We start from the raw sequence: 17040 nt of genomic DNA, 5'->3' as shown, positions 1-17040 counted from the left end.
CCCTGAGTTGGGATTGACCTTAGAGACAATGAGGGAAAACGATGAAAAAGGTTCTCTTCGCGACGACCGCTCTGGTCCTGTCCGCAGGCGTCGCAGCAGCAGAAGTTTCGCTTTCGGGCGACGGCCGTATGGGTGTTGTCTATGACGGCGACAACGCAAACTTCAACTCGCGCGCTCGTGTGAAATTCACCCTGTCGGGCGAATCCGACTCGGGTCTGGCCTTCGGCGGCGCATTCCGCGTTGACCAAGAAGACGAAAACGGCGGTTCGGCTTCGCAAGGCGCAGCTGGTTCGGTCTTCGTTTCGGGCGCCTTCGGCCGCGTTGAAATGGGTGACGTTGTTGGCGCACCGGAAGCTCTGTTCGGCGACTTCTACGAAGTTGGTTACACCGACCTCGACGTCGATGGCGGCAACGACATTCTGTACCTGACCGGCGACAGCGCGAACTTCACCGAAAACAATAACCCGGAACTGCTGTACACCTACTCGACCGGCCCGGTCTCGCTGGCAGCATCGTTCTCGGATGGCACCAACCCCTCCGCTCCGACCGATGGTCAAGAGATGGCAGTCGCTGGTGCGTACACCTGGACCAACTACACCTTCGGCGCAGGCTACGAGTACATCGACGGCGGCGACACCGGTGTTGACGCTGGCCAAGTTGACCTCGCAATGGTTGCCGCTCTCGGCGCGACCAACGTGAAAGTCTTCTACGCAACCGGTACGCAAGACTCGACGCTGGACAACAACTTCGGCATCGGCGCTGACTACACCATGGACGCATGGACCTTCGGTGGCTACGTTCAGTACGTTGACCTTGATGGCGCGACCTTCGCAGATTACGGCGACGCAGCAGCAGACAACGCTGTTTGGTACGGCGTTGGCGCTTCCTACGACCTGGGCGGCGGTCTGTCGGTCAAAGGCGGTATCGCTGATAACGACCTGAAGAACTCCGACATGGTTGCTGACCTCGGCATGAAGTTCTCGTTCTAATCCTTTCAGGATCTGAACCGGACTACGGAAGAGCGGGCCTTGTGCCCGCTCTTTTGCATTTGGGCTTTGCCTTTTGGCGCTGCACATGGTGTTTTGCCCCCGAACCTATCCGGGAAAGGGCAAGATCATGGGGCTTGAAGAGATTATCGAGCGGATCGCCACCGCAGAGAAACGCGCAGGCCGCGCGCTTGGCTCGGCCAAGCTGATCGCGGTGTCCAAGGTCCAGCCGCCAGAGCGCGTCGAGGCAGTGCTGGAACAGGGCCATCGTCTGTTTGGCGAGAATTACGTCCAGGAAGCACAGGGCAAATGGCCGGCATGGCGCGAGGCCTATCCCGATGTGCGGGTGGAAATGATCGGCCCGCTGCAATCGAACAAGGCGAAACTGGCGGTGGAGCTGTTCGAGGCGATCCATTCGGTGGACCGCATGTCGCTGGCGAAAAAGCTCGCCGGTCTGGCGCAGGAGCGTGGCCAGACGCCCGATCTTTTCGTGCAGGTGAATACGGGGCGCGAGCCGCAAAAGGCCGGTATCCTGCCCGAGGATCTGGACGGGTTCATCAAGGATCTGATCGCGATGGACCTCCCCGTGCAGGGGCTGATGTGCATCCCGCCCGAGAGCGAGCCCGCCCGCCCGCATTTCGATGCACTGGCCGAGATGGCGCGCCGCAACGGGCTGTGGGGCCTGTCGATGGGCATGTCATCGGATTTCGAAGAGGCGATTGCCGCAGGGGCCACCCATGTGCGCGTCGGCTCGGCCATTTTTGGCGCGCGCGACTATAAGGTCTAGGCCTTATCGCGTTGTTTCGCAGTGCGAATTTGCGGATAACAGGCAAGGGGCGGGATCAGAAGTGTCTCGCCCTGTTGCACAGTCCGCGCCAGCCAGATCAGGTGATCGCGCCGGAACGCCAGACATCCCGCCGTGGGATAGCCCGCACGGCGGCGCTGATGCAGGAAAATGGCCGAGCCTTTGCCCGCCTCCGCCTGCGGGTAGTTCCAGCTGGTCAGCAGGATGATATCGTAAAGCGGATCAGCACGGCGCAGGACCTCGTGGCCAGTCCCGAAGGGCGCGCGGACCTGCTGGTTATAGGCGGGATGATCTGACGCATCACACCACAGATCGCGCGGGCCTATAGGCGTGGCCCAGGGCTGGGGGACGGCCATCCGGTCGGCGCGGTAGCGCATGCCCATGATCTGCAGCGCGGCAATCGGGGTCGCACCATCGCCCTCGCGTTTGTTGACCGACAGCCCGCCGCGCCCGATCTCCACCGGCAGGGTCCGCCCGCGCATCAAAAGCCCCGCAGGCGTGAGGCGCATCACAGGATATGCCCCGATTTGGCGGCTTTGGTGGCCAGATAATTGGCGTTGAAGCGGCTCATGCCCACCTTCAGCGGCACCCGCTCGACCACCTCTATTCCGTGGCTTTGCAGCATATCGACCTTCTTGGGATTGTTGGTCAGCAGGCGGGTCTTGCTGAAGCCGAGCCGTTTCAGAAGTGCCGCGCCGATGCGGAAATCACGCTCGTCATCCTCGAAGCCCAAGCGGTGATTGGCATCGACTGTGTCGAATCCCTGATCCTGCAGCGAATAGGCGCGCATCTTGTTGGCCAGCCCGATCCCGCGCCCTTCCTGATTGAGATAGAGCAGAACACCCGCCCCGTTCTCGCCCATCTGGCGCAGGGCGGCATCGAGCTGCGGGCCGCAATCGCATTTGAGCGAGCCTAGCACATCGCCGGTGAAACAGGCCGAATGGAGCCGCGCGAGCACGGGCTTTGCACGGTCTGGCGAGCCGATCTCGATGGCGTAATGTTCCTCGGCGCCGTTATCGGGGCGGAACACATGCACGCGGCCTGCCTCGGAGGCCCGCATCGGCACCCGCGCGGCGGATACCGGCGCGAAACGGGCTTCGGCTGCGAGGTTTTCCATCGCTTCTGCGCTCTCCAGGCGCGTCAGCCCGTCGGGCGCTTGCGCCACGCTGACCAGCAGCGCCGAGGGCAGAAGCTGTGCCGATTTAACCAGCTGGATCGCCGTGCGGGCAATCTGTGCATCGCCTTCGCGCAGGGTTTTGAGCGGGCCTTTCATCGGGGTCGCCAGATCATCCGCCGGATCGGCGATGGCACGCAGCCAGCGCAGATCGGCATCTGCGGGCACCCAGACGCGGGCGAGATCCTCGTCATAGACGCGGGCCTTGAGCGTCTCGGCCCGCCATGAGGTGATCGCAAGCGTCAGTGGACCCAGCTCCCGCATCGCCGCAAGGCGCGCCGGATCGAGCGTCTCGACCGAAGCGGCGAGCGTCGTGTCATCAAGCACGACCGGCAGGCCCATACGCAGATCGGCGCGGGCGCGGTTGAGTCGTTCGGCAGGCGAGGGGCATAGAGAACCGGTCATCATGCGGAACTGATAGCCAAGCCTGAAACAAATTGAAACATATCTTGGCGTTTCGACACGTCCGCGTGAGAAAGATTTCACCCCCCTTGTCGTTTTGTCACTTCGGAACAATGTCTAACCCGAGCAACACGAGACTTGGCGGTGCCGCGACCCTTTCGGGGGCCTGTCCGCCGGAACGGAGGCATGAATGTCAGGTTTGAAGAAAATCCTTTTGGTCGATGACGACACCGATCTGCGCGAGGCACTGGCCGAGCAACTGGTCGCCACGGAGGATTTCGATGTATTCGAGGCCGGCACCGGCGCGGAAGCGGTCGAGAAGGCGAAAGCCGGACTGTATGATCTGGTCCTTCTGGATGTGGGTCTGCCCGATACCGATGGCCGCGAGCTGTGCAAGAAGCTGCGCAAGCAAGGCGTGAAATGTCCGATCCTGATGCTGACCGGCCATGACACCGACGCCGATACAATTCTCGGTCTCGACTCGGGCGCCAATGACTACATCACCAAACCGTTCAAGTTCCCCGTGCTTCTGGCCCGCCTGCGCGCCCAGCTTCGCACGCATGAACAGTCGGAGGATGCTGTTTTCCAGCTCGGCCCATATACTTTCAAACCCTCGCTCAAGCTGCTTGTCGACGATAAGGACAAGAAGATCCGCCTGACCGAGAAAGAGACCAATATCCTCAAATTCCTCTATCGGGCCCCCGATGGTGTGGTGCCGCGCGATATCCTGCTGCATGAGGTCTGGGGCTATAATGCGGGCGTCACCACCCATACGCTTGAAACCCATATCTACCGCCTGCGCCAGAAGATCGAGCCCGATCCCACCAATGCGCGCCTGCTGGTGACCGAATCCGGTGGCTACCGTCTGGCCGCCTGAGCCTTCGCCTTCCTCTTATTGTCTCTAAGGGAAATCTACGGCGAAACGGCCCTACCCCTCGTGGGGTGGGGCCATTTTATATGGTTACTTGGCCATACCCAAAGTCATATCCATGCACAGCGGTGCGTTGAGCGGCGTGCCTGCCGCGCGGATCGTGCGCAACTTGGCCTTATAGGCCGCGGCCATGGGCAGGGCAGGGATCAGCGGTGTGATGACAGCCATCGCATCGGGGGTGCCGATCTCGCGATCGATCTCGTCGATGATCTGGTCCGGCGGCGTTTCGGGGGCGAGGTTGAGCCGCCACATCGCCATCTCCAGCATGGTCGCCGGGCGGCGTGCCTCGAAGGCGCTGCCCAGACTGTTGCTTGTGCCGTTATCGGGCGGTTCGATCGCACCCATGCGGTTGGCGGCGACATCGGCGGCTTGTGCCGCAGCAAAGACCTCCAGTGCCTGACGGAAACCCTTGCCCGCATCAAAGGTATAGAGTTGCGAGAATTGCGGCACGTCGCAATAGCCCAACTGGTCGGGATCGGCACCGGTCTGGGCCATCCATGCGGTCAGGAGCGGAAGACCTTCCCGTGGGAGCGGACTGAATTTCGCCTGGCCCAGCTCGGTGGTCAGGGTGAAGCCGCCCGCCGCGTTGCCTGCCACTTTCGCACCGTTCATCCGGCGGATGAGGGGCTCGAAATAGAGCTTCTGGTCGGCGGTCGGATCGCCTGACTTGCGGTTGGCATCGCTCGGCTTGTCATCACGGGTCACGTTGCGGTCGGTCACCTTCAGCGTGCCGTCCTTCTCGCTATAACGCAGCTTCAGCCCGTCCCAAAGCATGTCGCAATAATCGGTGTCGCGGCAGGCCGTGGCATCGGGGGGCGTGATCGACGCATAGGTCACCGTGATCGTCGTTCCGTCGACCTGCAGATGGATATAGCGCGGATCGGTCTTCTCGGTATCGAGAATCGGGGTCGCCAGAAGATAGCCGCCATCAGGCAGGGCATGGGCCATATCGGCCCAGAGCAAAGCAGGAATCAGACAGAAAAGCGCACGCATGCCAAAGATCCGGAAGAACTCCTTCTTTCGTAGCCTGCGCCGCGTTCGCTGCGCAAGGCCGCAACGCAGATAAAACGTTTCATGCCCGCCAATATTATAACCGGACGGCGTATCCTGTGGCGATCAGACCGTGGGATAGGCTTCGGCTTCGGCCTCTTCCAGATCGATCCCCAGCGCCTCTGCCCCGAGTTCCAGATGTTCGGCCAGAAGAGGGTTGTCCAGAAGATACTCGGCCGTCGGAACAGAGGCTTCGGTCCGCGCCATTTCGATCGCGTCCTCGAGGTCTTCGGCGTCATAGGTGTCGCGTCCGATCCACATGATCGCGGTCAGGTCGGCCTGCTCGTCCTCGTTCATGGCGGCAATGAAGCCCTTCAGCTCACGCGCCTTGCCGCTGCCGGGGATATCGGCATCGAATTTACGCGCGCGAAGGATAACAGTGGCAAGTTTGGATGGGGATAGCGTCAGCATGGGTTTGTCCTCCATATGGGTCAAGTGTCGCGCTATCTCCAGCATCGGGCAAGTAAAATCAGCGGGCCCCTAATCTTGCGACGTATCGTCAGCCAGAAGCGGCGAGGACAGGGTGCGCGGATGCGCCTCGACGAAGGTGGGGCTCTCCAAGGTGCTCTCCTCGGGCACTACGCCCATCACCTCGAAGCGCCGCGCCGCCGGCAGGACCCGCCCCTCGAGCGAGCCCACGGCCTTGTTATAGCGGTCCACCGATTGCGTCAGCGCGCGGCCTATCCCGTCCACATGGGTGCCAAAGACCTTCAGCCGGTCATACAGATCGCGAGCGGTTTTCTGCACCTCCAAGGCGTTACGCGCCATACGCTCCTGCTGCCAGCCATAGGCGATGGCCTTGACCAGCGCCATCAGCGTGGTGGGCGTGGCAATCAGCACCTTCTGCGCGAAGGCGTAATCGATCAAACTGGGATCGGCTTCGGCCGCCGCCGATACGAAGGTCTCGCCAGGGATGAACATCACCACGAAATCGGGCGTTCCCTCGATCTGGGACTGGTAGGATTTGGAGGCCAGCTGCTTCACATGGGTACGGATATGGCTGGCATGGCGGGCCAGCTGGGCCGCCTGCTGGTCTGGTGTCTCGGCATCGAGCGCATCCAGATAGGCCTCGAGCGGCGTCTTGGCATCCACCACGATCGAGCGCCCGCCCGGAATATGCACCACCGCATCGGGGCGGCGCGCGCCGTCATCGGTCGCCAGATGCTGCTCCAGATGGAAATCGACATTTTCCGTCATTCCCGCCATCTCGAAGACCTGTTTCAGCTGCATCTCGCCCCAGCGGCCACGGGTCTTGGGCGCGCGCAGAGCCTGCACCAGCTTGCGGGTTTCCATCCCCAGATGGGCCTGCCCCTCGGCCAGCGCCTTCACCTGGTTATGGATCGCGCCATAAGCCTCGCCACGGGCCTTTTCCAGCTCGGCGATCTTGGTGCCCATCTCGCCCAGACGCTGGTCGAGCGGTTTTACCAGATGCTCTATCGCGGCGCGGCGACGATCGAGCTCCTCCTGCGCGCCCTGGCTGTGGGTCTGGAACCGCTCCGAAACAAGCTTCAGGAACGCTTCCGAGTTCTGCTGCAACACACCCGAGGCCACATGCGAGAACCGGTCCTCGATCTCGCGCTTCATGCCGCGCAGCTCCTCGAGCCGCGCCTCATGCTCGCGCTTGAGCGAGTGGAAGGCCTGCTCGGCCTGCACACGGTGGCGGTATTCGCCTTCCAGCCGCGCACGGGTCTGGCGCAGCTCGTCCATGACTTCCGGCAGACGCTGGGAATTGGCTTCCTCGACCAGAAGCGCCTCGCGCATCCGCCGCGCCTCGCCTTCCCATGCGCGGGTCTGCACGAGCGAGGCTTCCGCACGGCCCGCGCGGCGCAGGGTCGCCACCAGCGCCAAAAACAGCAGGGCCGCCAATGCGGCCAGCCCGAGAAGGAGAGGATCGTTCATCAAATGTTCCAAAGGCGGTGTCCGTTACACATAAAGGCCGGAGATCAGGTGCGGCCGAAAAGCCGCTCGATATCCGAAAGCTTCAACTCGACATAGGTGGGGCGGCCATGATTGCATTGACCGGAATGGGGCGTGGCCTCCATCTCGCGCAGGAGCGCGTTCATCTCCTCGGCGCGCATCTGACGCCCCGAGCGGATGGAGCCGTGACAGGCCATGCGCGACAGAACCGCCTCGATCTTGGCCTGCACCAGCTGGCTATCGCCCAGATCGGAAAGCTCATCCAGCACATCACGCAGCATCGCCTCGGCATTGATCTCGCCCAGAATCGCGGGGGTCTCGCGCACGGCAATGGCGCTGCCACCAAATTCCTCGATGCTCAGGCCCAGTTTGGACAAGGTATCGGCATGGTCCAGCAGAAGCGCCGCATCCCCTGCCGACAGCTCGACGATCTCGGGGATCAGGAGCGCCTGTGCGGGCACGCCGTTTTCGGCCATCTGGCGCTTGAGGCGCTCATAGACGAGCCGCTCATGGGCGGCATGCTGGTCTACGATCACCATCCCGCGCTCGGTTTGGGCCACGATGTAATTCTCGTGGAGCTGCGCACGGGCCGCCCCCAAGGGGCGGGCGGTCAGATCGGGGGCGGCGGGCGCGGTTTCAAACCGTGCCGAGGGGGTATCATAGGCAGGCTGCGCCTCGTGGAAGGCCGTGGTTTCCGCGAAGCCTTCTTGTGGGGGGGAGGGACAGGCTGGCGCAGGGTAGGCGGGCGCGGGACGGAAATCGGGCGCTTGGGCGGCATAGGCGGCGCGGGTCGCGCCCATGCTGGGCCGGTCCATCTGGTAGATGCGGGCAAAGGTCTGCTGCGCCGCCGGTTCTGGTCGTGCTTCGGGCCGGAAGGCCGCCAAAGTCGCATCGGCCACGGTGGTCGAGGCGCGATGCCCCGCCCCCCCCAGCGCCGCCCGCAGCCCCGAGACGATCAGCCCGCGCACCACTTGGGATTCGCGAAAGCGCACCTCCGCCTTGGCAGGGTGCACGTTCACATCAACCCGCTCGGGATCACAGCTGATAAACAGCGCCGCCGCCGGATGCCGCTCGCGCGAGAGGAAATCCATATAGGCTGCGCGCAAGGCGCCGATCAGCATCTTGTCGCGCACGGGGCGGTTATTGACGAACAGGAACTGTTCCACCGCGGCACCACGCGAATAGGTGGGCAGCGCCGCATAGCCCGTCAGCCGCACCCCCTCGCGCTCGGCGTCGATCGGGATCGCATTATCGGCAAATTCGCGGCCGATCACGCGGGCCAGCCGCATCCCCAGCGCATCGAACATCTCGCCCTGTTCGGCATCGAACCGGAAGATCTCGCGCTCGCGCTTGCCATCGGTGACATCGCGCAGGGTGAAGCTGATCTTGGGTTCGGCCATCGCCAGACGCTTCATCACATCCGAGATCGCCTGCGCCTCGGCACGGTCGGTGCGCATGAATTTCAGCCGCGCGGGGGTCGCGTAGAAGAGATCACGCAGCTCGACGACGGTGCCGCGGTTCAGTGCGGCCGGTTTCACGGCCCCGATCTGCCCGCCATTCACGGTGATGGTGGCCGCGTCAAACCCTTCGGCGCGCGAGGTGATGGTCAGCCGCCCGACCGATCCCAGCGAGGGCAGCGCCTCGCCACGGAAACCGAAGGTGTGGATGTTCAGCAGATCCGATCCGTCGATCTTGGAGGTGGCATGGCGCGAGAGCGCCAGCGGCAGATCCTCGGCAGTCATGCCACAGCCATTATCGGTGATGCGGATCATCGTTTTGCCGCCATCGGCATAAGCGACATCCACCCGCGTGGCGCCCGCATCGATGGCGTTTTCCACCAGTTCTTTCACGGCGGAGGACGGGCGCTCGACCACCTCGCCTGCCGCGATGCGGTTGGCGGCGGCGTCATCAAGCTGCCGGATGACGGGGCGCATAGAATGCGTAACGGGGGGATGCATATTGGGGGTGTCGAGCGTCATGCCACCAGACCTAGCATAAATGAAGCCCGTCCGAAACGGGTCCGGACGGGCTTTTCTGTGGATATCTGGCAAGCGGGTGTCGGGGCCTACTCGAGCCCTGTGGGTTTGCCCACAACCACGAATCGCAGATCATCGGCCTTCAACAGGCGCTTGGCGACACGGGCCACATCGTCCTTGGTCACCGCGTCGATCTTGGCATTGCGGGTGTTGATATAATCGGCGGGCATGTCAGAAAGCTGCATCCCCGCGAGAATCCCCGCGATCTGGCCATTCCCATCGAAGCGCAGCGGGTAAGCGCCGGTCAGATAGGTCTTGGCATCGGTGAGTTCCTTATCGGTGATATCACCGGTGGCGGCCTTGGCCCATTGATCCTTCACCACCTCGATCGCCTCGGCGGTCTTGTCATTGGCCGAGGAGAACCCGCCCTGCCATGTCTTGGCCAGATCCTGATCGACGAGATAGGTGTAGATACCATAGGTCAGCCCGCGCTTCTCGCGCACCTCGTCCATCAGCCGCGAGGAGAACCCGCCCGCACCGAGGATCTGGTTGAGCACGAAGGCCGCGAAGAAATCGGGATCGTCCATACCGATACCCGCCTGACCGAAGACCACCACCGATTGCGGTGTGTCGAAATCGACGACTGTGGTGCCACCGGTCAGTGCGAGTTTGGCGGGGGCAGGCATATCGGCACCCGTGGCGGGCAGATCGCCCAGAAGATGGTCCAGCATCGGGCCCAGCTGGGCGGCGGTGATATCGCCAACAGCCGAAACCACCATGCGGTCTTTCGCCATCACGCGGGCTTTCGCGTCGAACATATCCTCGCGGGTCAGTGCCGCCACGCTATCGGCCGTGCCGTTGATCGAGCTGCCATAGGGATGGTCGCCAAACGCCTCATGGGCGAAGGTCTTGGAGGCGAGAGCGTTCGGATCCTGCGCGTTGGAGGCGATGATGGCCTGCACCTGACCGCGCACACGATCCACCGCCGACTGGTCGAAGCGCGGATTGATCAACGCCTGCCGCAGCAGATCCACCGCCTGATCGCGGTTCTCGCTGAGCATCCGCGCACTGATGGTCAGCGTGTCATCGCCCACATCAAAACCGAAATTGGCCGCCAGCCCCTCTTCGGCGGCGGCAAAATCCTGCGCCGACATATCGCCCGCGCCCTCTTCGAGCGTGGCGGTCATCAGATTGATCTCGCCGCGTTTGTTGGGCGCATCGAGGCTCGCGCCGCCCTTGAAACTGATGCGCAGCGCGGTGAAGGGGATGTCATGCGCCTCGACGAGCCATGCCTTGATGCCGCCCTCCGAGGTCACCTGCTGGATGTCGAGCGCACGGGCAGGCACCGAAAGGGTCAGCGCGAAAAGACCTGCAAGCAAAAGCCGGATCATTGTTGGGGTGCCTCCGATGCCGCAGGTTTGTCGAGATAGCCGGTCACGGCGTTGCGCTTCACGAGCACGTCCTTGGCCGCTGTCATGACATCCTCGGGGGTGACAGCCTCCAGCACGTCAGGCCAGTCCTGCACATCCTCGATCGAGAAGCCCTGCGCGAGCGCGGAACCGTAGCGTTGGGCCATGCCCTGAACGTCATCCTCTGCATAGATCTCGCTGGCATGGATCTGGGTCTTGATCCGCTGGAACTGGTCGGGATCGATCCCGTTGGCCATGAACTCGGCCAGCGCCTTGTCGAGCGCGGCTTCCGCCTCGGGCAGTGTGACATCGGCGGCAGGCACGACCGACAGGCCGAAGGTCGTCTTGTCCACAGACAGCCCGTTATACCACGCATTGACGAAGATCGCCTCGCCGGTGCCGAAGATCAGCTTGCGTCCCAGCACGGAGGTCTGCGAATTGCCGCCCAGGAGATCGGCCAAGACGGTCAGGGCCGCGGCTTCCTTTTGGTCGCCCGGATTGCGTTCGGGGGCCAGATAACTGCGCGTGAGCGAGGGTTGGGCCACACGCGGATCGCGGAAGTCGATCTTGCGCTCGGCCAGCTGGGTGGGCTCTTGCGGGCGCACACGCGGCGGCAGATCCGGATTGGCGGGGATCGGGCCGTAATATTTCTCGGCCAACGTCTTCACCTCCTCGGGAGTGACATCGCCCGCCACTACCAGAACGGCGTTATTGGGCGCGTAATAGCGGTGATACCATGCCAGCGCATCCTCACGGGTCAGCCCTTCCATCTCGGCACGCCAGCCGATGATCGGGGTGCCATAGGGCGAGTTCTGGTATTGCGCGGCATTCACCTGTTCCGAGAATAGCGCCTGCGGATTGCTATCGGTGCGCTGCGAGCGTTCCTCGAGGATCACCTGACGTTCGGTCTTCCAGTCATCGGGCGAGATCTGCAGATGCTGCATGCGGTCCGCTTCCATCTTCATCACCAACTCCAGCCGGTCGGAGGCGATGCGTTGGTAATAGGCGGTGTAATCATCGCTGGTGAAGGCGTTATCCGAGCCGCCATTGGCGGAGACGGTCTTCGACAGTTCGCCCGGCGCCATTGTGTCGGTGCCTTTGAACATCAGATGTTCGAGATAATGCGCGATCCCCGATTTTCCGGCCACCTCATCGGCGGCGCCCACCTTGTACCAGACCATCTGGACAACGGCAGGGGCGCGGTGATCCTCGATCACTACGGTCTGTAACCCGTTCTCCAGAGTGAAAGAACTGACCTCGGCCGAGACAGCGGGAAAAGCTGTCAGGGCAAAGGCAGCAGCAAGCCATGCGCGCACCATCGGGACCTCAAACGTTTTGCGCTACATTGTAGACAGAACCGTTCCGTCGCAAGCGGATTGACGGTGAGTTGATGGATAACTCACCCGAATAACGCAGAAATTACGATATTTGCAGCGTGGACGTCGCTATTGCGCGGCCTGAGCCGTTCCCGAAGGTGGGGCCGAAGGCGTTGCAACATTCAGGCGACGCCAGCGTTCCAGCTCGGTTTCCTGATTGAGGGCCATCGGCGCATAGGCTTTGTAATACAGGGTCTTGCCGGTAATGCGGTCCAGAAGGCGGCCACGGTGATCCTTGCGGTAGTCCAGATCGGCGGCGGCCAGTTCCTGACGGATCGACGGATCTGTGCCTTTGCGTGCCGCATAGCTGACAAGCGCACCATCGGAGTTGCCACGCGCATTCGGATTGCCGCCAAGAGCCGCGATCGCATCGGCTTCGGGTGTGGGGTCAACCAGATTGGACCCGCCCGGCGTGGGCGGCGGCAGGGTATTGAGATCCGTGGGCATCTGGAGCGCTTTGGTCGGCACAATGGCAAACTCGTCCGGCCCGGGCCGGTTGGTGCGCAGGTTCATCAGTTCGGGGACAGTCGAGCTGCCACAGGCGCTCAACAGAAGAAGCCCCGAAAGGGCGATCCCGAGATTTGATGCTGCCGACATTGGCCACTCCCTCATCGATACTGCCTCGTCATAACCTAAACTCCAGCGGGCGTCACGCCCCTTTGGCCGGTCCTTTTTTTCCGCGCGGATCATTGCCCGTGAAAAGGGCGAGCCCCACCGCCCCGACGAAAATCGCGATATCGGCGACATTGAAAGAAAACGGGTTCTGCCAGCCGGGCAGGGAGGTGTTGATGAAATCGGCCACCGCGCCATAGGCGATACGGTCGATGACATTTCCCAGCGCGCCTCCGATAAGTAACCCCGCCGAGACCTGCACCAGCGGACGCTGCGGCTTGCGCGCGATCCAGATGCCGACCCATGCGGCAATCACCAGCGCCAGCGCGATCAGGATAAGGCGGGTATAATCGGTATCGCCCGAAAACAGACCGAAATTCACGCCCCTGTTCCAAGCCATACGGAAATTCAGGAAGGGCGGCAGCACGTCGATGGCCAGTCGCTGGTCGAGCTGCATCAGATGCACCACGATGTATTTCGATGCCTGATCCAGAACCAGAATAACAAAGGCCCAAAGAGCTGCCAGACGCATAGGTGATCCCTTTTCCAATTACCCCCCTATGCCCTGAAAGCGGGGATGGGGCAAGGCACCCCGCGGGGCGATGGCGTTTTGGTGATGAGGATCAACCCTCTTCGGGGGGAGCGTCTTTGGGGGCACTGCGTTTGAACAGCACCACGCTCAGCCCGATGCCCAGGACGCACAGGATAAGCGGCGCGATCATGAAGAGGACCGAGAGCGCCAAGGCGGTTTCATGCGTGCAGGTGGTATTGGCGCAGGTCAGGCTGACCAGCAGCGGCGCGAAGACGAGACTGATGAGCCCCATGAGGGCGCTGATCACAAGGAGGATGATGGCGAAAGCGCGCATGGCGGATCGTCTTTTTGGAAGTGGAAACGGGCGGGCCGCGATGGCCCGCCCGAATGCAGGTTCAGTGGCGGAAGTGGCGCATGCCGGTGAAGACCATCGCCAGACCGCGCTCGTTGGCGGCGTCGATGACCTCCTGGTCACGCATCGAGCCACCCGGCTGGATGATCGCGGTGGCGCCGGCCTCTGCCGCGGTGATGAGACCATCCGCGAAGGGGAAGAACGCATCCGAGGCGACAACCGAGCCGATGGTCGGGGTCTTGTCGAAGCCGCAGGCCTCCATCATGTCCTCGGCTTTGCGCGCGGCGATGCGGGTGCTGTCCACGCGGCTCATCTGGCCTGCGCCCACGCCCACGGTCGCGCCGTCCTTGACATAGATGATCGCGTTCGACTTGACGTGTTTCGCGACTTTCCATGCAAACAGAAGGTCTTGCAGTTCCTGCTCCGACGGCTTGCGCTCGGTCACGACCTTCAGATCGTCGAGCGTGATGATGCCATTGTCCTTGTCCTGCACCAGAAGGCCACCGGCCACCTGACGGTAGGTGGTGATCGGCGCATAGACATCCGGCAGGCCGCCGGTTTCCAGAAGGCGCACGTTCTTTTTCTTGGCGATGACCTCTTTGGCCGCGTCATCGACCTTCGGTGCGATGATGACCTCGGAGAAGATCTTGGTGATCTCTTCGGCGGTCTCGGCATCGAGCGTCTGGTTCAGCGCGATGATGCCACCGAAGGCCGAGGTGCGGTCGCAATCGAACGCGCGTTTATAGGCTTCGATTACCGTTTCGCCTGTGGCCACGCCACAGGGGTTTGCGTGTTTGATGATCGCAACGGCCGGTTTTTCGGTGCCGAATTCCGAGACCAGCTCGAAGGCCGCATCGGTGTCGTTGATGTTGTTATAGGACAGTTCCTTGCCCTGCAGCTGCTTGGCCGTGGCCACACCCGGACGGTTCGAGCCATCGAGGTAGAAGGCCGCCTGCTGGTGCGGGTTCTCGCCATAGCGCAGGGTCTGCGCGATGGTGCCAGCGAAGGCGCGACGACGCGGGGTGGTCTCGCCAATGGCGCCGGCCATCCATGTGCTGACCGCCGCATCATAGGCCGCGGTGCGGGCATAGGCGATCTGCGCCAGTTTCTGACGGAAGGGCAGGGTGGTCGCGCCGTCATTCTCGTCCAGTTCTTTCAGGACCGCATCGTAATCTTCCACATCGACCACGGTCGCCACGAACCCGTGGTTCTTGGCCGCCGCACGGATCATCGCCGGACCGCCGATATCGATATTCTCGATGCAGTCGTCATACTCCGCGCCTTTGGCAACGGTCGCCTCGAACGGGTAGAGGTTCACCACCAGAAGGTCGATATTCAGGATATCGTGTTCCTTCATCGCGGCGAGATGCTCGTCATTGTCGCGCAGTGCCAGCAGGCCGCCATGGACCTTGGGGTGCAGCGTCTTCACGCGGCCATCCATCATCTCGGGGAAGCCGGTGACTTCGGAGACATCGCGCACCGACATGCCTGCTTCGCGCAGGGCCTTGGCGGTGCCGCCGGTGGAGAGGAGCTCGACGCCGCGGGCGGACAGCGCGCGGGCAAAATCGATCAGGCCGGTCTTGTCGGAGACCGAGATAAGGGCACGGGTGAGCGGAACGGAACGGGTCACGGGCAGCTTCCTTGGATCAGGTGTCGGAATCGTCGCGATCCGCACCAGATTGCAGGTCGCGTATGCCCGCCGACCTATCCTGTGCCTTCGTGAAGGTCCAGCTAATCTGACATTTTTCGTCCAAAAGACGGCCTGAAAGCACGATCTGCTGCGTCGCGCGGGGCCTCAGCCGCCCTTTTTCAAGAAAAACGGAGGGCTCGAGCGCCAGTTCGAGCTGTTCGTCGTGGCGGAATACCCAGATTTCGCCCGATTTCAGCACGACGGAAACCGCATGACCGCCCATATCCAGCGTGGCATCCGCATCTGGATGCAGGTGGAAGCGGATCTGGTAGGGGATGCCGTGCAGCCCCTCGCGCTCGAGAATGGTCAGCAGGCGCTTTTGCCCCTGCGGTGTGGCCGAGCTGAGCGAGTCGAGCCCCTCGAGCAATTTGCCATCGGTCGAGAGCGAGAGCCTGCGCAGGTGGGTCAGCCCGTGGGTAGGGCTATAGCCGTCATGGCCTGCGGTCCAGCTCTGGCCGCTATCCTCGTCGCGCACCGCCCAGACCAGTTCGGGCGTCTCTTCCAGCCAGTGATGCGGGCTGCGCCCGAAGCTGCGCTCGGGGCCGAGGCGCGAGGAGGAATACTCCACAAGCGCCAGTGTCGAATGGCTGGGGGTCGCCCGCCCCGCACGGTGCCAGTCGCGTCCGAACTGCGCCCCCGAGCCGCAATTGACGATGATGGGCCTGCGCCGCGAGGTCAGCTCGAAGGCCAGTGTCGAGGCATGGGCATCGCTGGAGGCGGGGCCCTTGGGCGGCTTGTCGGCATCCATGATCAGCGTCGTGCCGCCGCCATGCAGGCGCGCAAATCCCATTGCGAGGTTGCCGGTCGGCCCCTGTCGCAGGCCGGTTTCCACAAGGGTCTGGTCGATCCGGTCGGGCAGACCCGCCTCGCCGCCATGGAAGCGCGCCAGCCCGCCATCGGCATGGCGCAGCGCGCGCAGGGTGGGGGTGATCCGCTCGATGGCCGACAGATGGGGGGCGGAGGGGGTGCCGCCGGTCGTCTCGATCGCGGCCTTCGCCCAGTTGAGCAGCGTCAGCACCTCCAGCAGCTCTTCGGGGTTGCGCGTGGCGATCCCGCCTTCGATGTCGATCTGGGTGGCGCATTCGGCGGCTAGCCCTGCAAGCGCCTGCGCACTATGGCCCTGCATGCCGGTCAGCGAGAGCGAGGCATAGATCAGTCCCGTCAGTGCCTCGAAACGCGGTAATCCGGGAGGTGCGGCTTTCCAGCGCTTGGCCAGATAGGTCGTCTGCGCGCCCAGAGCGGCAAAGAACGCATCGGCCTTGGGTTTGTCCTGCGCATGAAGGATCATCAGCGCGTTATTGATCCAGCGGATGACGCGGCGGCCAGTGAGGTCGGGTTGCCAGCCCGCGCCGGTGCCACGGCCATAGCGGTCGATCCAGCCAAAGACCCAGTCCTGCGCCCGTGCGCGTGCGGTGCGATCGCCCACGGCGGCCAGATCATCCAGCCAGCCGAAGCCGTGCAGCTCTTCCTCGAAGGCCGGATCGGGCATGGCCAGATCCCATGGGCTGCGGTCGCGCCCCTCGATCAGGAACCCTGCCAGCAGGAAATTCCCGCCGATCAGCTGGCGTCCGCGTGCGAGCGAGCCGATGGTGCGGGGCTCGGGCTGCGAGGTGAAGCCGGTGGCCGCCGCCCCGCGCGCGGCGCGACGTGCGGCCAGCGCGTTCAGCGTCTGCCCGAGGCGCGCCCGTTTCTGCCCGCGCGGAACGGAAGAGGAGGATGGCTTTGTGCGGGGACGGGAAGTGCTCTTGGCCAAGGTGCTGTCGCTCGATCTGGATTGGCTGAATATGGCGCCGTTCGGAGGCAATATGCGCGAGTATGCGCCGCGCGG

The 17040-nt window shown here is 63.1% G+C and carries 16 protein-coding genes; 3 read left to right on the top strand and 13 right to left on the bottom strand.

Annotation, left to right across the window (positions count from 1 at the left end; all coding sequences use genetic code 11):
- Positions 1-41 precede the first annotated feature (41 nt).
- Positions 42-989, top strand: a complete 948-nt coding sequence (locus tag VSX56_RS15350) for a porin (RefSeq protein WP_350938408.1) — start codon at positions 42-44, stop codon at positions 987-989.
- Positions 990-1116: 127 nt separating this feature from the next.
- Entirely contained in the window at positions 1117-1773 is a 657-nt protein-coding gene (locus VSX56_RS15345; protein WP_350938406.1) for a YggS family pyridoxal phosphate-dependent enzyme, read from the top strand.
- Here VSX56_RS15345 and VSX56_RS15340 read toward each other — a convergent pair.
- Both VSX56_RS15340 and ribA read right to left on the bottom strand, forming a co-directional pair.
- Positions 1770-2273, bottom strand: coding sequence for a L,D-transpeptidase family protein (locus VSX56_RS15340; RefSeq protein WP_434096045.1), 504 nt, complete (start codon positions 2271-2273; stop codon positions 1770-1772). The genes VSX56_RS15345 and VSX56_RS15340 overlap by 4 nt on opposite strands.
- A gap of 26 nt (positions 2274-2299) precedes the next feature.
- Positions 2300-3373 carry a GTP cyclohydrolase II gene (gene ribA, locus VSX56_RS15335; RefSeq protein WP_339113812.1) on the bottom strand — a complete coding sequence of 358 codons (1074 nt, stop codon included), beginning with the start codon at positions 3371-3373 and terminating at the stop codon, positions 2300-2302.
- 184 nt (positions 3374-3557) lie between these two features.
- Here ribA and VSX56_RS15330 point away from each other — a divergent pair, with 184 nt between their 5' ends.
- A complete protein-coding gene (locus VSX56_RS15330) occupies positions 3558-4244 on the top strand; it encodes a response regulator transcription factor (RefSeq protein WP_339113811.1) in 687 nt (228 codons plus the stop codon).
- Between the two features lie 84 nt (positions 4245-4328).
- On the opposite strand, the gene VSX56_RS15325 is transcribed toward VSX56_RS15330, so the two are convergent.
- The 11 genes from VSX56_RS15325 to VSX56_RS15275 all read right to left on the bottom strand — a co-directional run bounded on the left by VSX56_RS15325 (position 4329) and on the right by VSX56_RS15275 (position 16965).
- The gene (locus VSX56_RS15325; protein ID WP_350938401.1) at positions 4329-5291 is read right to left on the bottom strand and encodes a hypothetical protein; all 963 of its coding nucleotides are present in this window, start codon (positions 5289-5291) and stop codon (positions 4329-4331) included.
- A gap of 123 nt (positions 5292-5414) precedes the next feature.
- Positions 5415-5759, bottom strand: coding sequence for a DUF3775 domain-containing protein (locus VSX56_RS15320; RefSeq protein ID WP_339113809.1), 345 nt, complete (start codon positions 5757-5759; stop codon positions 5415-5417).
- Between the two features lie 69 nt (positions 5760-5828).
- On the bottom strand, positions 5829-7247 hold the full coding sequence (locus VSX56_RS15315; RefSeq protein ID WP_350938399.1) for a DNA recombination protein RmuC: 1419 nt from the start codon (positions 7245-7247) through the stop codon (positions 5829-5831).
- Between the two features lie 44 nt (positions 7248-7291).
- A complete protein-coding gene (gene mutL / locus VSX56_RS15310) occupies positions 7292-9244 on the bottom strand; it encodes a DNA mismatch repair endonuclease MutL (RefSeq protein WP_350938396.1) in 1953 nt (650 codons plus the stop codon).
- Between the two features lie 86 nt (positions 9245-9330).
- Positions 9331-10632 (bottom strand): M16 family metallopeptidase, encoded by a 1302-nt coding sequence (locus tag VSX56_RS15305; RefSeq protein WP_350938394.1) that lies wholly within the window; start codon positions 10630-10632, stop codon positions 9331-9333.
- Positions 10629-11969, bottom strand: coding sequence for a M16 family metallopeptidase (locus VSX56_RS15300; RefSeq protein WP_339113805.1), 1341 nt, complete (start codon positions 11967-11969; stop codon positions 10629-10631). The genes VSX56_RS15305 and VSX56_RS15300 overlap by 4 nt, the downstream gene beginning before the upstream one ends.
- Positions 11970-12095: 126 nt before the next feature.
- Positions 12096-12623, bottom strand: coding sequence for a DUF3035 domain-containing protein (locus VSX56_RS15295; protein ID WP_339113804.1), 528 nt, complete (start codon positions 12621-12623; stop codon positions 12096-12098).
- 52 nt (positions 12624-12675) lie between these two features.
- Entirely contained in the window at positions 12676-13170 is a 495-nt protein-coding gene (gene lspA, locus VSX56_RS15290) for a signal peptidase II (protein ID WP_350938391.1), read from the bottom strand.
- Between the two features lie 91 nt (positions 13171-13261).
- Positions 13262-13504 carry a hypothetical protein gene (locus VSX56_RS15285; RefSeq protein ID WP_350938389.1) on the bottom strand — a complete coding sequence of 81 codons (243 nt, stop codon included), beginning with the start codon at positions 13502-13504 and terminating at the stop codon, positions 13262-13264.
- Between the two features lie 61 nt (positions 13505-13565).
- Positions 13566-15152 carry a bifunctional phosphoribosylaminoimidazolecarboxamide formyltransferase/IMP cyclohydrolase gene (gene purH, locus VSX56_RS15280; protein ID WP_339113801.1) on the bottom strand — a complete coding sequence of 529 codons (1587 nt, stop codon included), beginning with the start codon at positions 15150-15152 and terminating at the stop codon, positions 13566-13568.
- A gap of 16 nt (positions 15153-15168) precedes the next feature.
- Positions 15169-16965 carry a heparinase II/III family protein gene (locus VSX56_RS15275; protein WP_350938387.1) on the bottom strand — a complete coding sequence of 599 codons (1797 nt, stop codon included), beginning with the start codon at positions 16963-16965 and terminating at the stop codon, positions 15169-15171.
- Positions 16966-17040: the final 75 nt, after the last annotated feature.

The sequence above is a fragment of the Thioclava kandeliae genome (genome assembly GCF_040297545.1).
GTDB lineage: Bacteria > Pseudomonadota > Alphaproteobacteria > Rhodobacterales > Rhodobacteraceae > Thioclava > Thioclava kandeliae.
The sequence above is the reverse complement of the archived record's forward strand: the minus strand, read 5'-3'. Positions and strand labels throughout refer to the sequence as shown.

What these genes read in the sequence shown, in the direction of transcription:
- VSX56_RS15330 (WP_339113811.1), top strand. Translation starts at nt 3,558, where the DNA reads ATGTCAGGTTTGAAGAAAATCCTTTTGGTCGATGACGACACCGATCTG.
- VSX56_RS15295 (WP_339113804.1), bottom strand. Translation starts at nt 12,623, where the DNA reads ATGTCGGCAGCATCAAATCTCGGGATCGCCCTTTCGGGGCTTCTTCTG.
- VSX56_RS15315 (WP_350938399.1), bottom strand. Translation starts at nt 7,247, where the DNA reads ATGAACGATCCTCTCCTTCTCGGGCTGGCCGCATTGGCGGCCCTGCTG.
- VSX56_RS15350 (WP_350938408.1), top strand. Translation starts at nt 42, where the DNA reads ATGAAAAAGGTTCTCTTCGCGACGACCGCTCTGGTCCTGTCCGCAGGC.
- lspA (WP_350938391.1), bottom strand. Translation starts at nt 13,170, where the DNA reads ATGCGTCTGGCAGCTCTTTGGGCCTTTGTTATTCTGGTTCTGGATCAG.
- mutL (WP_350938396.1), bottom strand. Translation starts at nt 9,244, where the DNA reads ATGACGCTCGACACCCCCAATATGCATCCCCCCGTTACGCATTCTATG.
- VSX56_RS15285 (WP_350938389.1), bottom strand. Translation starts at nt 13,504, where the DNA reads ATGCGCGCTTTCGCCATCATCCTCCTTGTGATCAGCGCCCTCATGGGG.
- VSX56_RS15340 (WP_434096045.1), bottom strand. Translation starts at nt 2,273, where the DNA reads ATGCGCGGGCGGACCCTGCCGGTGGAGATCGGGCGCGGCGGGCTGTCG.
- ribA (WP_339113812.1), bottom strand. Translation starts at nt 3,373, where the DNA reads ATGATGACCGGTTCTCTATGCCCCTCGCCTGCCGAACGACTCAACCGC.
- VSX56_RS15325 (WP_350938401.1), bottom strand. Translation starts at nt 5,291, where the DNA reads ATGCGTGCGCTTTTCTGTCTGATTCCTGCTTTGCTCTGGGCCGATATG.
- VSX56_RS15345 (WP_350938406.1), top strand. Translation starts at nt 1,117, where the DNA reads ATGGGGCTTGAAGAGATTATCGAGCGGATCGCCACCGCAGAGAAACGC.
- VSX56_RS15320 (WP_339113809.1), bottom strand. Translation starts at nt 5,759, where the DNA reads ATGCTGACGCTATCCCCATCCAAACTTGCCACTGTTATCCTTCGCGCG.
- VSX56_RS15300 (WP_339113805.1), bottom strand. Translation starts at nt 11,969, where the DNA reads ATGGTGCGCGCATGGCTTGCTGCTGCCTTTGCCCTGACAGCTTTTCCC.
- VSX56_RS15305 (WP_350938394.1), bottom strand. Translation starts at nt 10,632, where the DNA reads ATGATCCGGCTTTTGCTTGCAGGTCTTTTCGCGCTGACCCTTTCGGTG.